The sequence below is a fragment of the Nocardioides sp. Leaf307 genome (assembly GCF_001423135.1).
GTDB classification, from domain to species: domain Bacteria; phylum Actinomycetota; class Actinomycetes; order Propionibacteriales; family Nocardioidaceae; genus Nocardioides; species Nocardioides kribbensis.
The window spans coordinates 78,568-94,991 of the sequence record NZ_LMNY01000003.1 but is presented as its reverse complement, the minus strand read 5'-3'; the positions used below and the strand labels follow the sequence as shown (position 1 = coordinate 94,991).

General features: G+C 74.7%; 13 protein-coding genes. 7 read left to right on the top strand and 6 right to left on the bottom strand.

Features of this window, described 5'->3' with window-relative positions; translation table 11 throughout:
• Nucleotides 1-92: 92 nt before the first annotated feature.
• Together ASF50_RS15380 and ASF50_RS19510 are read right to left on the bottom strand one after the other, a co-directional pair.
• Nucleotides 93-2,534 carry an MMPL family transporter gene (locus ASF50_RS15380; protein ID WP_082503267.1) on the bottom strand — a complete coding sequence of 814 codons (2,442 nt, stop codon included), beginning with the start codon at nt 2,532-2,534 and terminating at the stop codon, nt 93-95.
• A gap of 91 nt (nt 2,535-2,625) precedes the next feature.
• Nucleotides 2,626-3,270, bottom strand: coding sequence for a TetR/AcrR family transcriptional regulator (locus ASF50_RS19510; protein ID WP_056905095.1), 645 nt, complete (start codon nt 3,268-3,270; stop codon nt 2,626-2,628).
• A gap of 158 nt (nt 3,271-3,428) precedes the next feature.
• Here ASF50_RS19510 and ASF50_RS15370 point away from each other — a divergent pair, with 158 nt between their 5' ends.
• A complete protein-coding gene (locus tag ASF50_RS15370) occupies nt 3,429-4,766 on the top strand; it encodes an NAD-dependent malic enzyme (RefSeq protein ID WP_056865314.1) in 1,338 nt (445 codons plus the stop codon).
• A 52-nt stretch (nt 4,767-4,818) separates the two neighbouring features.
• Here the strand turns inward: ASF50_RS15370 and ASF50_RS15365 are convergent, their stop codons facing one another.
• Nucleotides 4,819-5,688 (bottom strand): hypothetical protein, encoded by an 870-nt coding sequence (locus tag ASF50_RS15365; RefSeq protein ID WP_056905094.1) that lies wholly within the window; start codon nt 5,686-5,688, stop codon nt 4,819-4,821.
• A gap of 143 nt (nt 5,689-5,831) precedes the next feature.
• Here ASF50_RS15365 and ASF50_RS15360 point away from each other — a divergent pair, with 143 nt between their 5' ends.
• Nucleotides 5,832-6,962: an alkaline phosphatase family protein gene (locus tag ASF50_RS15360; RefSeq protein WP_056905093.1), complete on the top strand. Its 1,131-nt coding sequence runs from the start codon at nt 5,832-5,834 to the stop codon at nt 6,960-6,962.
• A 24-nt stretch (nt 6,963-6,986) separates the two neighbouring features.
• Here the strand turns inward: ASF50_RS15360 and ppgK are convergent, their stop codons facing one another.
• Nucleotides 6,987-7,739 (bottom strand): polyphosphate--glucose phosphotransferase, encoded by a 753-nt coding sequence (ppgK, locus tag ASF50_RS15355; protein ID WP_414855744.1) that lies wholly within the window; start codon nt 7,737-7,739, stop codon nt 6,987-6,989.
• 145 nt (nt 7,740-7,884) lie between these two features.
• Between ppgK and ASF50_RS15350 the strand changes: the two genes are divergently transcribed.
• The 4 genes from ASF50_RS15350 to ASF50_RS15335 all read left to right on the top strand — a co-directional run bounded on the left by ASF50_RS15350 (nt 7,885) and on the right by ASF50_RS15335 (nt 13,544).
• Nucleotides 7,885-9,384 carry a fatty acid desaturase gene (locus ASF50_RS15350; protein WP_082503265.1) on the top strand — a complete coding sequence of 500 codons (1,500 nt, stop codon included), beginning with the start codon at nt 7,885-7,887 and terminating at the stop codon, nt 9,382-9,384.
• A 190-nt stretch (nt 9,385-9,574) separates the two neighbouring features.
• Nucleotides 9,575-10,195 (top strand): TetR/AcrR family transcriptional regulator, encoded by a 621-nt coding sequence (locus ASF50_RS15345; protein WP_082503348.1) that lies wholly within the window; start codon nt 9,575-9,577, stop codon nt 10,193-10,195.
• A 258-nt stretch (nt 10,196-10,453) separates the two neighbouring features.
• The gene (locus tag ASF50_RS15340) at nt 10,454-11,857 is read left to right on the top strand and encodes an MFS transporter (RefSeq protein ID WP_056905092.1); all 1,404 of its coding nucleotides are present in this window, start codon (nt 10,454-10,456) and stop codon (nt 11,855-11,857) included.
• Nucleotides 11,858-12,212: 355 nt separating this feature from the next.
• Nucleotides 12,213-13,544, top strand: a complete 1,332-nt coding sequence (locus tag ASF50_RS15335; protein ID WP_235557698.1) for a M15 family metallopeptidase — start codon at nt 12,213-12,215, stop codon at nt 13,542-13,544.
• Between the two features lie 33 nt (nt 13,545-13,577).
• On the opposite strand, the gene ASF50_RS15330 is transcribed toward ASF50_RS15335, so the two are convergent.
• A complete protein-coding gene (locus ASF50_RS15330; RefSeq protein WP_082503264.1) occupies nt 13,578-14,435 on the bottom strand; it encodes an alpha/beta fold hydrolase in 858 nt (285 codons plus the stop codon).
• A gap of 92 nt (nt 14,436-14,527) precedes the next feature.
• Between ASF50_RS15330 and ASF50_RS15325 the strand changes: the two genes are divergently transcribed.
• Nucleotides 14,528-15,493, top strand: a complete 966-nt coding sequence (locus ASF50_RS15325; RefSeq protein WP_056905397.1) for an NADPH:quinone oxidoreductase family protein — start codon at nt 14,528-14,530, stop codon at nt 15,491-15,493.
• Nucleotides 15,494-15,557: 64 nt separating this feature from the next.
• Here the strand turns inward: ASF50_RS15325 and ASF50_RS15320 are convergent, their stop codons facing one another.
• Nucleotides 15,558-15,854, bottom strand: a complete 297-nt coding sequence (locus ASF50_RS15320) for a putative quinol monooxygenase (protein ID WP_056865145.1) — start codon at nt 15,852-15,854, stop codon at nt 15,558-15,560.
• Nucleotides 15,855-16,424: the final 570 nt, after the last annotated feature.

The window sequence follows — 16,424 nt, the reverse complement described above, 5'->3', positions numbered from 1 at the left end:
CGCTCCCGCGCCGGACCGCGGGAGGCGGGCACGCACAGGGGCCCCGGTGACCAGCAGGTCACCGGGGCCCGTCGTACGCCGGGGCGCTGCGGTCAGGAGCGGGTGCGCTCCTCCTCGGAGCGGTCCGCGGCGAGGTGGCCGCGGGCCGCGTGGGCGCCGCCGTGGTGGGCGGCGTCCTCGGTGTCGGCGACGGCGCCCGCGTGGGCCCCGCCGGCCCCGACGCCGGCCGGGCGGCCGAGCTTCTCGCCCTCGACGTCGACGTCGGGCAGGATCCGGTCGAGCCAGCGCGGCAGCCACCAGGCCTTCTCACCGAGCAGGTAGAGCAGGGCGGGCACGAGCACCATGCGCACGACGAAGGCGTCGAAGACGATGGCGATGGCCAGCGCGAAGCCCATGGACTTGATGATCGGGTCGTCCTCGAGCATGAAGCCGGCGAAGACGGCGGTCATGATCGTGGCGGCGGCGGTCACGACGCGGGCGCTGTTGCGGAAGCCGTCGACCACGGCCTCGCGGGTCGTCATGCCGTGCACGTGCGCCTCGCGCATGCGGGTCACCAGGAAGACCTGGTAGTCCATCGCCAGGCCGAAGACCACCCCGATGAGGAAGATCGGGATGAAGCTGACGATCGGCTGGCCCTCGAAGATGCCGAAGGCGCCCTCCTGGAAGATCGCGACGGTGGCGCCCAGGGTGGCCAGCACCGAGAGCAGGAAGCCCAGCGTGGCGGTGAGCGGCACGAGGATCGAGCGGAAGACGATCATCAGCAGGATGAAGGCCAGCCCGATCACGATGACCAGGTAGATCGGCAGGGCGTCGGCCAGCCGGTCGGAGACGTCGGTGGTGATGGCGGTCAGGCCGGTGACGCCGGTGGTGGTGCCGGTGGAGGCCTCGATGTCGGACTGCCCGTCGCGCAGGGCGGTGAGCAGGTCCTGGGTGTCGGGGTCGTCGGGGCCGGAGGCCGGGGTGATCTGCACGAGCGCGCCGGTGGGCGCCGACGCCGGGTCGGCGGGGTCGGCCGTCGGGTCGGCGTTGGTCGCGACGATCTGGGCGTTGACCACGTCGTCCTGGCCCGCGGCCCAGGCCGCGACCTCGCCGAAGGCGGCGTTGCGGTCGGATGCGGCCACGTCGCGCGCGTCGACCACGACGAGCAGCGGTCCCTCGCGGCCGGCGCCGAAGGCCTCGGCCATCAGGTCGGAGGCCTGGCGCTGGGTGGTGTCGGTGGAGGCCGTGGAGTCGGTGGGGAAGGCCAGGCGCAGGTCCTTGAGCGGGATCGCCAGGGCACCCAGGGCGACCACGACGAGCAGCACGAAGGCGACGGGGCGCTTGCCGAGCACGCGCGCCCAGCGCACGCCGTTGTTGAGCAGGCGCCCGTCGGCCTCGCGCTTCGGGGCGTAGCGGCGCACGCGGCCGCCGAAGGACTTCGACTTGAGCATGCCGAGCACGGCGGGGAGCAGGGTCAGCGCGATGAGCACGGCGATGAAGACCGTGGCGGCTGCGGCGACGCCCATGGCGGTGAGGAACGGGATCCGCACGACCGAGAGCGCCGAGAGCGCGATGAGCACGGTCAGGCCGGCGAAGACCACCGCGGAGCCCGCGGTGCCGACGGCGCGGCCGGCGGCCTCCTGCCGGTCGTCGGTGTGCTCGAGCTCGGTGCGGTAGCGGGCGAGGATGAAGAGCGTGTAGTCGATGCCGACGGCCAGGCCGATCATCACCGCGAGCACGGGGGTGAAGGAGCTGACGTCGACCAGGGCGGTGGCGGCGGTGATGCCGAGGCTGCCGATGGCCACGCCCACGAGGGCGATGAGGATGGGCAGGCCCGCGGCCACGAGCGAGCCGAAGGTCAGCAGCAGCACGACCAGGGCGATGCCGACGCCGATCAGCTCGGCGGTGCCGCCCGGGGCGGTCTGGGTCTGCGAGCCGGCGCCGTTGGCCTCGACCACCAGGCCGCCGTCACGGGCGTCGTCCATGACCGAGGTGAGGTCGTCGATGGTGGTGGGCTCGACGTCGGCGACGGTGTCGACGTCCCAGGCGAAGGTGATGAGTCCGACGCGGCCGTCGGAGGACAGCGGCGAGACGGCGGCGGCGTCGGCGCGCGCGGCGTCGACGTCGCCCCCGGACTGGCGCGCCTGCTGCACCAGCTGCTGCTCCTGGCCGGCGGCCACCTGCACCGGGTTGCCGAGGCCGGGGTTGGTGGCCTGCGGGTCCTCGGGCAGCTGCGGCAGCCCCGACAGCGCGGCGACGAGGTCGTCCACGGCGCCCGACCACTTCGGGTCGCTGAGGCTCTCGCCCTCGGGCGCGGCGACGACCACGGTGACGTTGGCCTGGTCGAAGGCGTCGGTGGCGTCGGGGAAGAGCTCGGCCTGCAGGTCGGCGGCCTGCTCCGAGGGGATCCCGGGGATCGAGAAGGAGTCGGAGGTGGGCTTGGCGAAGCCGGCCGCCAGCGCGCCGATGGCGAGCAGCACGGCGACCCAGCCGGCGATGAAGAGCGGCCAGCGGCGGAAGGCCGTCGTGCCGAGGCGGTGGAGCAGGGTGGCCATCGAGGTCTCCTGGTCGGGGTGGGGAAGCGGTGGGACGAGCGGATCAGGGGTACGCCGCAGGGGCGGGGACGCCGGCGGGCCGGCGCCGTGGTCAGGCGAGGAGCGCCCGCGCGGTCGCGAGGTGGTCGCTGAAGACGTCGGCCAGGGGCCGGTCGGGCACGTCGGGCACGCCGTCCCCGTCGGCCCCGTCGGCGCCACCGGCGCCACGGCCCTCGGCGGAGGGGTCGAGCAGGAGCGAGGAGTCGAAGACCGCGACGAGCAGGCGCATCAGCAGCCGGGCCCGCGCCCGGCCGAAGTCGGCGCCCTCGCGGGTCAGGATGTGCTCGACGAGGGCCTCGGAGAAGGCCTCGAAGCGCTCGTGGGCGGTGACGATCAGCCGCGGGTTGGCGAAGAAGACCCGCTGGCTCAGCTCAAGCTGCTCGCGGCTGAGGCCCTCGTCGGTGAAGATCACGCGGGCCAGCTCGCCGAGGTCGTCGACCAGGTCGCCGTGGGGCCCGCCGGCCTCGAAGGTGGCCAGCGCCGAGGCGGAGAGCACCGGCATGTTGCCGAGCACGGCGTCGAGCTTGCTCGGGAAGTAGTTGAAGAGCGTGCGGCGCGAGACCTCGGCGGCCTCGGCGAGGTCGTCCATGGTGAAGCCGTCGAGCCCGTGCGCCTCGGTCAGCTGCTGGGCGCAGTGGTTGATGTGGTGCTCGGTGCGTCGACGCTTCGACGCCCTCAGCGTTGCACTCTCGAACATGGAGTGCATTCTTGCACTATCTCCCAAGAAGTGCAGAAAGGTGACGGCGGTCACTTCTGGTCGTTGCGGCCGCAGGTGACTTGCTGGTAACCCCGTGCCGGGTCGACAGTGACCCCGTGACCTCCCGTGCCGCCACCACGTCGTCGTACTCGATCACCATGCGCCTGCACACGGCGCCCGACCACGGGGTGGTCGGAGCGGTCGCCACCGCGATCGCCCAGGCCGGCGGCATCGTCATGGCCGTCGACGTCGCCGAGTCGAGCCACGAGCGCCTGGTCGTCGACGTGACCTGCTCCGCGGGCGACGCCGACCACGCCAAGCTGCTCGAGCAGGCCGTCGACGCCGTCGACGGCGTCACGGTGCACAAGACCAGCGACCGCACCTTCCTGCTGCACATCGGCGGCAAGATCGAGGTCCGCTCGAAGGTCCCGATGCGCAACCGCGACGACCTCTCCATGGCCTACACCCCCGGGGTGGGCCGGGTCAGCATGGCCATCGCCGAGCACCCCGAGGACGTCTGGCGCCTGACCACCAAGGGCAACACCGTCGCCGTGGTCACCGACGGCTCGGCCGTGCTCGGTCTCGGCAACATCGGCCCCGGCGCCGCCATGCCGGTGATGGAGGGCAAGGCGGCGCTCTTCAAGCGCTTCGCCGACATCGACGCCTGGCCCATCTGCCTCGACACCCAGGACACCGACGAGATCGTGCGCGCGGTCGAGATGATCGCCCCCGGCTTCGGCGGCATCAACCTCGAGGACATCGCCGCCCCCCGCTGCTTCGAGATCGAGCGCCGCCTGCGCGCGAGCCTCGACATCCCCGTCTTCCACGACGACCAGCACGGCACCGCCATCGTGGTGCTCGCCGCCCTCACCAACGCGCTGCGCGTGGTGAAGAAGCAGCTGGCCGACGTGCGCATCGTCGTGTCGGGCGCCGGCGCCGCCGGCACGGCGATCGTCACGCTGCTGCTCGCCGCGGGCGCCGTCGACGTGGTCGTGTGGGACCGCGAGGGCTGCCTGTCGCGCGACGACGACGCGCTGCCGCCGGCCAAGCACGAGCTGGCCCAGGTCACCAACCCGCGCCTGGTGCGCGGCGACCTGCACGACGGGCTCACCGGCGCCGACGTGTTCATCGGCGTCAGCGGCCCCAACCTGCTCGACCCGCTGTGGATCAAGGACATGGCCGACGACGCCGTCGTCTTCGCCCTGGCCAACCCCGACCCCGAGGTCGACCCCGCCGAGGCGGAGAAGTACGCCGCCGTCGTCGCCTCGGGCCGCTCCGACTACCCCAACCAGATCAACAACGTGCTGGCCTTCCCCGGCGTCTTCCGCGGCCTGCTCGACGCACGCGCCTCCGACGTCACCCTCGACATGCTGCTGCGCGCCGCCGAGGCGATCGCGCTCGTGGTCAAGGACGAGGAGCTCAACCCGAACTTCATCATCCCCACCGTCTTCCACCCCGACGTGCCCAAGGCCGTCGCCGACGCGATCCGCGGCTGACCCCACGGCCGGCCCCACGGCTGGCCCGTGGCTGGCCCCGCGGCCGGGCGCCTCAGTCGGGGCGCACGGCCAGCTCGTCGACGGGGCGGATCTCCACGACCTCCTCGAAGGCGGCCTCCACCGCGGTGGTCGAGCCGCTCTCGACGGTGACGGCGTAGGGGTAGCCCTGCAGCATGAGCGTGCGTGAGCTGCGCCGGTCGCCGGCCTCGTCGAGCCAGACCCAGGCGGCGTCCTGGCCGTCGTAGCCCGGCACCTCGCTGCGGTTCTCCCGGCCGTGGCGCTGGTCGAAGAAGCGCAGGGCGGCGCGCTGGCCGGTCAGCTCGTTGTAGGTGACCACGACCGGGAGGTCGTCGACCACCACGTCGCACTGCCACATGGTGGGGCGGTTGAACTGCGGGTTGCGGAGCAGGAAGTCGCGGCAGGTCTGCTCGTCGGGGCGGAACGACGGGAACACCCACTTCAGGCCCTCGACGCCGGTGGGCAGCTCGCACCCGGCGTCGGTGACCCGGCCGTCCCAGCAGGTCTCGGTGGCGGCGGCGAGGGCCTCGTCGCGCTCGCCGGAGACCGCCCGCTGCACGACCAGGCCGGCGGCGACCAGCAGTACGACGAGCGGCACCACCACCGAGACCACCCCCCAGGCGCCCGTGGGGGAGGCCGCCAGCGGGGGCGGCTCGCCGACGAGCGGGTCCTCGCCGTCGGGTGCGGACCCGTCGCCCGCCACGTCGTGCCCGCCGGCCTCCGAGCCGCCGACGTCACCAGCGGCGCCTGCGGCGCCTGGGGCGCCCGGGGTGCCTGCGGTGCCGGCTAGCGGGCGGACGGTGCCGGGGCGGGGCGTGCCGCAGTTGAGGCAGTACCGCGAGGCGCCGAGCTCCTCGCCGCAGGTGGCGCACTCGGCGCCCGGCTGCGCCTGGGTCTGCGGCATGGGGCCTCCTGTCGTCTGCGCGCCATTGTGACCGACGACCCTGGCGCACGTCCGGGGAAGGTGCAGGTCGACCGTGGCCGGTGCTCGCGGCGTCTGCGCCGTCCCGGGGACCCGGGCGGCCGAGCGGGCGTAGGGTCGCCGGCATGACGCCCCGGCCCACCGCGCCGTCCCCCTCCGCCGCACCCCCCTCGGGTCGGCGTCGCAGCACGGCCGCGGCGCTCGCGGCGGCGCTCGCGGTCGGGACCCTGGCGTCCTGCGCCACCGGCGGCGCGCCCGACCGCGGGAGCGCCACGGCCCGTGTCGTCGCGGCCGGCACGGCCCCGACCGCCGACAGCACCGCCCCGACCGCCGACAGCACCGCCCCGGTGGCGGGTGACGGCACCGCGCGGGTGCTCGCGGTGTCCCTCGACGGCTTCAACGTCGCCGCCCTCGACCGGCTCGGTCGCGACCGGACGCCGGTGCTGCACCGGCTGCTGCGCGAGGGCGCGGCCACCACCCACGCCCGCACCGAGCGGGAGCTGACCGACACCCTGCCCAACCACACCGGCATGCTCACCGGGCTGAGGGTCGACGCCGGCCGCGGCGGCCACGGCGTGACGTGGAACGTCGAGCGCCCCGGCACGACCGTGCAGGAGGCGGCCGGGCGCCCGGTCGGCTCGGTCCTCAGCGCCGCCCACGACGCGGGCCTCACCACGGCGCTCTTCGCGGGCAAGGCGAAGTTCCGCCTGTTCGACGACTCCTGGCCCGGCGCGGTCGACACCTTCGTGCTCGACGAGCGGCCGCGCTCGCTCGTGGCGCGGGCGGCGGCCGACCTCGCCGAGACCGACCGCGACCTGACCTTCGTCCACGTCGCCCTGCCCGACCTGGTGGGCCACGCGGAGGGCTTCATGGGTCCGGCCTACCTCGACGCGGTGGCGCGCACCGACCGTCTCGTCGGGCGGCTCCTCGCCGCGCTGGCCGAGGACCCCGAGGACGCCGCCGAGGTGAGGGTCGTGCTCACCGCCGACCACGGCGGTCGCGGCCCGGGGCACTCCGACCCCACGAGGTTCGTCGACTACCGGGTGCCGTTCCTGGTGTGGGGCCCCGGCGTCGCCGCGGGCGACCTCTACGCGCTCAACCCCGACTACCGCGACCCCGGCCGCAGCCGTCCGTCGTACGACGGGGAGCAGCCGGTGCGCAACGGCGACCTGGCCAACGTCGCCCTCGACCTGCTGGGTCTGCCGGCGCTGGCCGACAGCCTCCTCGACGCCGACCAGGACCTCGACTGGGAGTGACCCGGCACCGCACGCGCGGGTCGCTCAGCGGGGGAGGGAGGCCCACCAGGCCGCGCCGACCACGCCGGCGCGGTTGCGCAGCCGGGCCGGGACGATCTCGGTGTCGAGGTCGAGCAGCGGTAGGAACTCCTCCGAGCGCTTGCTGATGCCGCCGCCGACGACGATGAGCTCGGGGGAGAAGAGCCTCTCCAGCGTGCGGTAGTAGCGGGTCAGGCGCTTCGCCCACTGCTCCATGCTGAGGTCCTCGGCCTCGCGCACGCTGTTGGCCGCGCGCGACTCGGCGTCGTGGCCGTCGACCTCGAGGTGGCCGAGCTCGGCGTTGGGCACGAGCACGCCGTCGTGGACCAGCGCGGAGCCGATGCCGGTGCCGAGGGTGGTGACGATGACCAGGCCGCTGCGGTCGCGGGCGGCGCCGTACCTCACCTCGGCGAGGCCGGCGGCGTCGGCGTCGTTGACCACGTGCACCTCGCGACCGGTGGCCGCGGTGAAGAGGGCGTCGGCGTCGGTGCCGATCCAGGAGTCGTGGATGTTGGCGGCCGAGCCGACCACGCCGCGCCGCACCACCCCGGGCACGGTGACCCCGATCGGGGCGTCGGAGGGCTCGAACCGGGCGAGCAGGTCGACGAAGACGGCGGCGACGGCCTCGGGGGTGGCGGGCTGGGGGGTCTTGATCCGCACGCGCTCGGCGGCGAACTCCCCGAGCGCGGTGTCGACGGGGGCGCCCTTGATGCCCGTGCCGCCGAAGTCGATGCCGAAGGGGTGCTGGTCGTGGCTCACCGGGCTCATTGTGCCGGGCACGGCCTCGCGAGCGCCGACGGACCCCGCCGGCTTTACATCGCCGACCCGCTTGTCAAGCGGCTTGACAATCCCTATGGTTCTGTCAACCCGATGTCGTGATCGGGGTCACCCCCTGGAGGACGCGATGCCCACGAACCCCCGCACGAGCCCGCCCGCACCCGGCACCCCCGAGTCGATCCCGCACAGCACGGTGTCGGCCACGTCGACCGAGCAGTGGAAGGACGGCAAGCGCTACCTGTGGCTGATCGGCCTCGTCGTGCCGTCGCTGGCCTTCGTCGCGCTCGGAGGATGGGCGGCGACCGGGTGGGGCGTGTGGCTGTGGATCGGCCCGATCATCGTGCTCGGACTCGTGCCGGCAATCGACCTCGTCGCCGGGCTCGACCGCACCAACCCGCCCGACGACGCGATCGAGGCGCTGGAGAAGGACCGCTACTACCGCTGGATCACCTACCTCTTCCTGCCCATCCAGTACCTCGGGTTCGTGGCGGCCTTCTACGTCATCGCCCGCGGCGCCCCCTTCGGCCTCGGCGAGCTCGGCACCGTCGGCGAGGTCGGGCTGGCGATCACCATCGGCACGATCGGCGGCATCGGCATCAACACCGCCCACGAGCTCGGGCACAAGCGCGAGGAGAACGAGCGCTGGCTCTCCAAGGTCGCGCTGGCCCAGAGCTTCTACGGCCACTTCTACATCGAGCACAACCGCGGCCACCACGTGCGCGTCGCGACCCCGGAGGACCCCGCCTCCTCGCGGCTCGGGGAGAGCTTCTACGCCTTCTGGCCGCGCACCGTCTCCGGCGGCGTGCGCAGCGCCTGGAGCCTGGAGCGCAAGCGCTACGCCCGCAAGCAGCAGCACCCCTTCCGGCCCGGCAACGACGTGCTCAACGCCTGGGTGATGTCGCTGGTGCTGTGGGGCGCCCTCGTCGCGTGGCTCGGGTGGTCGATCCTGCCCCTGCTCGTGCTCCAGGCCGTCGTCGGCTTCTCGCTGCTCGAGGTCGTCAACTACATGGAGCACTACGGCATGCTGCGCCAGAAGGTCGGCGCCCGGCAGCGCTACGAGCGCGTCGACCCCTCGCACTCGTGGAACTCCAACAACATCGCCACCAACGTGCTGCTCTACCACCTGCAGCGCCACAGCGACCACCACGCCAACCCGACGCGGCGCTACCAGACCCTGCGCGACTTCGAGGAGAGCCCGGTGCTGCCGACGGGCTACGCCGGGATGATCGTGCTCGCCCTCGTGCCGCCGCTCTTCCGCCGGGTCATGGACCCCCGCGTCCTGGCCCACTTCGACGGCGACGTCACCCGCGCCAACGTGCACCCCTCGAAGCGCGAGCGCTACCTGGCCCGCTACCCCTCCGCCGCCGCCCGCGCCGAGCAGGCGGCCACCGCGGCGGCGCTCACCGGCGGGGCGGTCGACGCGATGCCCGGCGCGGTCGCCGAGGAGGTGCTGGCCGCCCGCTGCCCCGGCTGCGGCCACACCTATGAGGTCGAGAAGGGCAACGAGCTGGAGGGCTTCGCCGCCGGCACGGCCTGGGCCGACATCCCCGACGACTGGTGCTGCCCCGACTGCGGCGTGCGCGAGAAGGTCGACTTCGTGCCGCTGTCCACCGCCGAGGCGGCCTGAGCCTGCCGGTCGGCGCGCCCGCCCCGGCCGACCCGGTCCCCCCGGTCGGGTCGGTCCGGGCGGGTGCGCCGGTCGGGACGTGCAGGCCGCCCGGTCGGTCGGGCTGGTCGGGCTGGTCGGGTCGGTCGGGTCGGTCGGGCTGGTCGGGTCGGTCCGGGGGCCGCTGGTGGACCTTCCTAGACTGACCGGCATGGAGTCCTCGGGCGCGCGGGTGGGGTCGGCGGGCGACGCGGGCCCGGTGCGGCGTACGGCGGGCAGCACGCGCGACCGCGTGGTCGAGGCCGCGGTCGAGCTCACCGCGGAGGTGGGCTGGTCGCGGGTCACCATGGCCCGGCTGGCCGACCGGGTGGGCGTGAGCCGGCAGACGGTCTACAACGAGGTCGGCACCAAGCCGGGCCTCGCCGAGGCGATGATCCTGCGCGAGCTCGAGCACTTCCTCGCGCTGGTGTCCTCCGCCTTCGACGACCATCCCGACGACCTGGTGGCCGCGATCCACGACTCGGCGCTGCTGGTGCTGCGCAACGCCCACGGCAACCCCCTGCTGCACGCGGTCGTCTCGGCCACCCACGGCGCCGACACCGAGCTGCTGCCGCTGCTCACCACCCACGCCGAGTCGCTGCTCGCCGTGGCCAAGACCGTGGTCGGCGAGCGGCTGCCGCCCTACGGCCTCGACCTGCCCGGCGAGCGCCTCGACGCCGCGATCGACATGGTCGTGCGGCTCGTGCTGAGCCACGTCATGCAGCCCACCGCGCCCCCCGAGGCCTCCGCCGACGCCATCGCCTGGGTCTCCGCCCGGGTGCTGCGGCCCTAGCCGCGCCGGGCGGGCGCGGGCCGCAGGGTCGGGCGGTGCGGCCGGGGCGGGACGTCATGCGTGGGGTGGATGCGCATCCACGGTGCGCATGACGTCCGACCCGCGGTGCGGCGGGCCGGACGGGGCGTCATGCGTGGGGTGGATGCGCATGCACGGTCCGCATGACGTCCGCGCAACGGTGGTCCGCGCCCCGGTGGTCCGCGCCCCGGCGGGTCGCACGCGCGGGTGACCCGGGGGCGCAGCCCCTACGGTGGGCCCATGACCGTCGAGCCCGCCGCGGGAGGCGTCGCGCGCACCAGCCCCGCCGGTCGCCGCGTGGTCGCGGCGGCGGTGCTCGGCTCGGGCCTGACGATGCTCGACGGCACCGTGGTCAACGTGGCGCTGCGCTCCATCGGGGAGGACCTCGACGCCAGCCTGGCCCAGCTGCAGTGGGTCACCAACGGCTACCTGCTCGCCCTGGCCAGCCTGATCCTGCTCGGCGGTTCGCTCGGTGACCGGCTGGGGCGGCGCCGCGTCTTCGTGGCCGGCACGGTGGGCTTCGCGCTGGCCAGCCTGCTGTGCGGCCTGGCGCCGACCCCCGAGGTGCTGGTCGCCGCCCGCGTCGCCCAGGGCGTCGCCGCGGCCGCGCTCGCCCCCGGCAGCCTGGCCATGATCCAGGGCGCGGTGCGCCCCGCCGACCGCGCGGCCGCCATCGGCACCTGGACCGGTCTCGGCGCGATCGCCGCCGCGGCCGGGCCCTTCGTCGGCGGTCTGCTGGTCGACCACGCCTCGTGGCGGTGGGTGTTCCTGGTCAACCTCCCGCTCGCCGCGGCCACCGTGTGGCTGGCCCGCGGCGTGCCCGAGACCCGCGACCCCCACGCCGCCCCGCGACTCGACTGGGCCGGGGCGGCCCTGGCCACGCTGGGGCTGGCGGGCGTGACGTACGCGCTGATCGAGTGGGGCCGGCCGCTGGCGCCCGTGGCGGCGGCGGTCGGGGTGGCGGGGCTGGTCGCCTTCGTCGTGGTCGAGCGGCGCGAGCGCTGGCCGATGCTCGAGCCCGGGCTCTTCGCCGACCGCACCTTCGCCGCGGCCAACGCGATGACGCTGCTCGTCTACGGCGCGCTGGGCGCCATGACCTTCTTCCTCACCCTGCAGCTGCAGGTCGTGGGCGGCTACACCGCGCTGCAGGCCGGTCTCGCGAGCCTGCCGCTCACCGTGTGCATGCTGCTGCTGGCCTCCCGCGGCGGGGCTCTCGGCGCCCGCACCGGGCCTCGGCTGCCGCTCAGCCTCGGTCCGCTCGTGATGGCCGCGGGCGTGCTGCTGCTGCTCGGCGCGGGGGAGCGGCCCTACGTCGTCGGCGTGCTGCCCGGCATCACCGTCTTCGGCCTCGGCCTCGCGCTGCTCGTCGCGCCGCTCACCGCCACCGTGCTGGCGGCCGCCCCCGACGAGCACGCGGGCGTCGCCAGCGGCGTCTCCAACGCCGTGGCCCGCGCCGGCACGCTGCTCGCAGTGGCCGCGCTGCCGATGGCGGTGGGCCTCGGCGGGGAGGAGTACGCCGACCCCGCCCTCCTCGACCCCGCCTTCGGCCGGGCCATGCTGGCCTGCGCCGGGCTGCTCGTCGCCGGCGGCGTGCTGTCGTGGCTCACCGTGCGCGCCGACGTGCTGCGCGACCCGGTGCGCTGACCCGGTGCGCTGACCCGGTGCGCTGACCCGGTGCGCTGACCCGGTGCGCCGACCCGGTGCGCCGACCCGGTGCGCTGGTGGCGCTGGGCGTGGCGCCGCTGCGTCTTACTGACCGTTGCGACCACTACCTGACCGTCAGGACGCCCGCCCAGAGGGTGCAACGGTCAGTAAGAGCGTCGGTCGGACCGCTCGCAGGCGGGTGGACGGGTCCGGGGCGCGAGCCCGCCGACGGCCGCGCGGGCGGCCCCCGTCCGGTCGGGCCGCGGCGACGAACACCCGTCGACGCGCACGACTTCCGGGGAGCGTGCCCGCCGTCACAGCGCGCCGCCTACGCTGGGCCAGGGGAGGGATCGACGTGAGGACGCTGCACCTGGGAGCACCGCTGCGCCACCGGCGCACGGCGGCCGGGCCCGCGCGCCGTCGGGCCGCCGCGGCCGCGCTCGCGGCCCTCGGGCTGCTGCTCGCGGCCTGCGGCCAGGACACCGGTGGCGACCCCGCCGCCGACCCGACGCCGGCCGGCGCCTCGACGACCGCCGAGCCCGGCGGGCCGGGCAGCGACGCGCCCGGCGACGACACCGACGACGGTGCGGATGACGGTGCGGGCGAGGGCTCCGGCGCAGCACCCGCGCTCGACCCGGCCTTCGCCGTGGAGGCGCCGGGCCCGCTGAAGGGCCCGCCGCAGTACGCCGACATCCTCGTCGTCGCCCAGGACACCATCGACCCCGAGACCGTGGCCGCGATCGACGCCCTCGACGACGTCTCGGTGGAGTCGATGTCCCTGGCCCAGGCCAGCATCGAGGGCAAGGTGCTCAACGTCGCGGTCGTCGACCCCGCCAGCTACCGCGCCTGGACCACCCAGCCCAGCCCGGAGGCGCAGGAGGTCTGGGACCGCGTGGCCGCCGGCGAGGTCGCCGTGGCCTCCGACCTGGAGAAGAAGCTGCCCACCGACGAGGACGGCTTCCTGCGGCTGGGCAGCGCGGAGGACTCCGAGGAGGTCCACGTCGGGGCCTTCGCGCCCCAGATCCCCAACGCCGTCGACGCGGTCGTCAACGAGAAGTGGGGGGCCGCGATCGGCGCCAAGCCGGCCAACGCCCTGCTCGTCTCGACCGGCACCACCGCCCCCGACCGGGTGGTGGGACCGCTGCAGCGGATGCTCCCGGGGCAGACGTCGATCCAGCGCCTCGACGTCGTGGCGACCCTGGGCCTCGACATCGACGCCGCCCAGACCGCCTTCGTGGTCGGCGCCGTCGCCGACGCGGTCGGCACCTTCAACTACACCGTCATCGGCGGCGGGCGCATCGCCCCCGAGCCGTCGTGGGTCTCCACCCACATCGTCACCGCCGACGTGCCGATCCTCGGCTCGGTGACCTGCAACAAGGCGATCATCCCGCAGCTCACCGCGGCCCTGCGCGAGGTCGTCGAGCGCGGCCTGGGCGACGCGATCATCCCGGGGCAGTACGGCGGCTGCTACTACCCCCGCTTCATCGCCGGGTCGACCACGCTGTCCAACCACTCCTTCGGCCTGGCCCTCGACTTCAACGTGCCGGGCAACCTGCGCGGCACCGTCGGCGAGATCGACCGCGGGGTCGTCGACATCTTCAAGAAGTGGGGCTTCGCCTGGGGCGGCGACTGGAGCTACACCGACCCCATGCACTTCGAGGCCAACCGGATCGTCGACCCGCGCTGAGCCCCGACCGGCGGGTGCCGCCGCTCAGCCCGCTCAGTGGCCGAGCAGGGCCTCGCGCACGGCGGTGGCGGCCATCGCCATCGTGGTGCGGGCCCGGGCGGGGTCCTCGGTGAGGAAGTAGTGGTCGACCCCGGGGGTGACGTCGTGCACGACCGGCACACCGGCCTCGCGCAGCCGCTGGGCGTAGCGGTCGCCGTCGCGGCGCAGCGTGTCGCGCTCGGCGGTCATCACCACCGCCGGGGGCAGCCCGGCCAGGTCAGGGGCCAGCAGGGGCGAGGCGTACGCCGCCGAGCGCGTGGCCGGGTCGGGGAAGTAGACGCGCCGCACCAGCGCGCGCAGCGAGGGCGAGATCATGCCCGCGCCGGAGGGCAGGTCGCCGGCCAGGTCGAGGGCCGGCACGCCGAGCAGCTGCAGGCGCGGGGTGAAGGAGCCGGTGTCGCGGGCCATCAGGCACACCGCCGCGGCCATGCCGCCGCCGGAGGAGAAGCCGCCGACCGACACGGGGTCGCCGCCGTCGGCGACCCAGGCGGCCACGTCGTGGCTCTCCTCCTGGGCCACGGGGTAGGTGACGTAGGGGCCGGTGCGGAAGTCGACGTTGAGCACGCGCACGCCGGCGGTGGCGGCGAGGTAGCGGCACCACCAGTCGTCCATCGCGGCGTGGCGCATCAGCCACGCCCCGCCGTGGAGGTGCACGTGCGCGGGGCCCGAGCCGTGCGTGGCCGCGGGCGCGACGTACTCCATGACGCGGACGTCGCCGTGACGCGTCGGCACGCGCAGGCGGGTCGGGGCGGGCAGGTCGGAGCCGGCGAAGCGCAGGTCCTCGCCGTAGCGCACCGTCCAGCGGGCCGTCGCGTGCATGAGCGTGGCCTGGACGCGGTCGGCGAGCCTCATGGGGGTGCTTCGACGCCGCGGGCGTGACGGATGGCACAGCGATGGGCGCGGCGATGGGCGCAGGGGTCGGCGCGGGTGGCTACGGTGCCCCCATGCGCGCAGTCCAGGTCGTCGACACCACCGGTCCCACCCACCTCGAGATCCGCGACGTCGCCGAGCCGACGCCCGGGCCCGACGACGTGCTGGTGGAGGTGCACACGGTCGGCATCTCCTTCCCCGACCTGCTGCTGAGCCGCGGGGAGTACCAGCTCAAGCCCGAGCCGCCCTTCACCCTCGGCGTCGACTTCGCCGGCGTCGTCGTCTCCGGGCCCGAGGGCTACGAGCCCGGCACCCGGGTGGCCGGCGTCGGACCTTATGGCGGCGCCGCCGAGCTGGTCGCCAGCCCCGCGATCTTCACCTTCCCCGTGCCCGACGAGGTCTCCTTCGACGAGGCCGCGGCGCTGCCGATGAACTACCTCACCGCCCAGTTCGCCCTCGACGAGCGCGGTGGCCTCCAGGCCGGGGAGACCGTGCTGGTCCACGGCGCCGCCGGCGGGGTCGGCACCGCGACCATCCAGGTGGCCAAGGGCATGGGCGCCCGCACCATCGCGGTGGTCTCGACCGAGGAGAAGGCCGTCGTCGCCCGCACCGCCGGCGCCGACGAGGTCGTGCTGCTCGACGGGTTCAAGGACGCCGTGCAGGAGCTCACCGGCGGCGCCGGGGTCGACGTGGTGGTGGACGTCGTCGGCGGCGACGTCTTCACCGACTCCCTGCGCCTGCTCGGCGCCCAGGGCCGCCTGCTCGTGGTCGGCTTCGCCGCCGGCCAGGGCATCCCCCAGGTCAAGGTCAACCGGCTGCTGCTCAACAACACCGACGTCCGCGGCGTCGGCTGGGGCGCCTACGCGATGAGCCGACCCGGTTACATGCACCAGCAGTGGGAGAAGCTCGCCCCGATGATGGCCTCGGGCGTGGTGAAGCCTCCCGTGGGCGCGACCTACGCCCTCGAGGACTTCGGCCGGGCGCTCGTCGACATGGACGAGCGCCGCACCCTCGGCAAGTCGGTCGTGCGGATGCGCTGAGGCCCGCCCGCCAGCCTGTCGGTGGCCGGTGACCGGTGGCCGGTGACCGGCCGTCGGCCGCGGGTCAGGCCAGCGGGGTCAGCGGGTGGATGGCCACCTCGCCGACGAGCGCCGCACCGAGCACCTCGAAGGCGCGCGCGATGTGGGCGGTCTGCATGTGCGCGTCGAGGTCGGCCTGACTGCGCCAGGTCTCGACGGTGACGAAGACACCGGGGGCGGTGGCCGACTCGTAGGCGGTGTAGGCCAGGCAGCCGTCCTCGGCGCGCGTGGCGGTGACCAGCTCGGCCAGCCCGGCCTGCACCGCCTCACGGTGGGCGGGGTCGGTGGGGATGGTGGCGACGACCTGCAGCTCGGAGCTCATGCCCGGACCGTACTCCCGCGCGGCACCGCTCCCGGCGCGTCGCGACCGCGCGTGCCGTCGGGGCGCCCGCGGACGCGGCCCGCGGTCCCGCTGCGGCGGCGTCGGCCCTTCCTCCGCCCGCTGCGGCCGTGCGGGTGTCGGGGTGGCGCAATGGCGCGGTTGGCGCAGCCTTCGGGGGTGGCGGGTCGCGTGGATCGCGCAGACCCCTGCGGTGGGGGTGCCGGGGGAGCGCAATTGCGTGGTTGCCGTCCTCGCCGGGCACGGCGGGTCGCGTGGGCGCCCCGCGTCGTGTGGATCGTGGTGATCCGCGGCCGTGCGGATGTGGGGGTGGCGCGATTGCGTGGTTGGGGCAGTCCTTGGGGGTGGCGGGTGGCGTGGATCGCGCAGACCGTTGCGGTGGGGGTTCCGAAGGAGCGCAATTGCGTGGTTGGGGCAGTCCTCGGGGGTGGCGGGTCGCGTGGATCGTGCAGACCGCTGCGGTGCTGGTGCCGGGGAGCGCAATTGCGTGGTCGGCGTGCTCCACCGGCGCGCGCCACCCGCCGGCACCGGACCGGCCCGCGAGATGATGGC

Coding starts and splice junctions, on each gene's coding strand:
- ASF50_RS15325 (WP_056905397.1), top strand. CDS start 14,528: ATGCGCGCAGTCCAGGTCGTCGACACCACCGGTCCCACCCACCTCGAG.
- ASF50_RS15340 (WP_056905092.1), top strand. CDS start 10,454: ATGACCGTCGAGCCCGCCGCGGGAGGCGTCGCGCGCACCAGCCCCGCC.
- ASF50_RS15365 (WP_056905094.1), bottom strand. CDS start 5,688: ATGCCGCAGACCCAGGCGCAGCCGGGCGCCGAGTGCGCCACCTGCGGC.
- ASF50_RS15380 (WP_082503267.1), bottom strand. CDS start 2,534: ATGGCCACCCTGCTCCACCGCCTCGGCACGACGGCCTTCCGCCGCTGG.
- ASF50_RS15320 (WP_056865145.1), bottom strand. CDS start 15,854: ATGAGCTCCGAGCTGCAGGTCGTCGCCACCATCCCCACCGACCCCGCC.
- ASF50_RS19510 (WP_056905095.1), bottom strand. CDS start 3,270: ATGTTCGAGAGTGCAACGCTGAGGGCGTCGAAGCGTCGACGCACCGAG.
- ASF50_RS15370 (WP_056865314.1), top strand. CDS start 3,429: ATGCGCCTGCACACGGCGCCCGACCACGGGGTGGTCGGAGCGGTCGCC.
- ASF50_RS15360 (WP_056905093.1), top strand. CDS start 5,832: ATGACGCCCCGGCCCACCGCGCCGTCCCCCTCCGCCGCACCCCCCTCG.
- ASF50_RS15330 (WP_082503264.1), bottom strand. CDS start 14,435: ATGAGGCTCGCCGACCGCGTCCAGGCCACGCTCATGCACGCGACGGCC.
- ASF50_RS15350 (WP_082503265.1), top strand. CDS start 7,885: ATGCCCACGAACCCCCGCACGAGCCCGCCCGCACCCGGCACCCCCGAG.
- ASF50_RS15345 (WP_082503348.1), top strand. CDS start 9,575: ATGGAGTCCTCGGGCGCGCGGGTGGGGTCGGCGGGCGACGCGGGCCCG.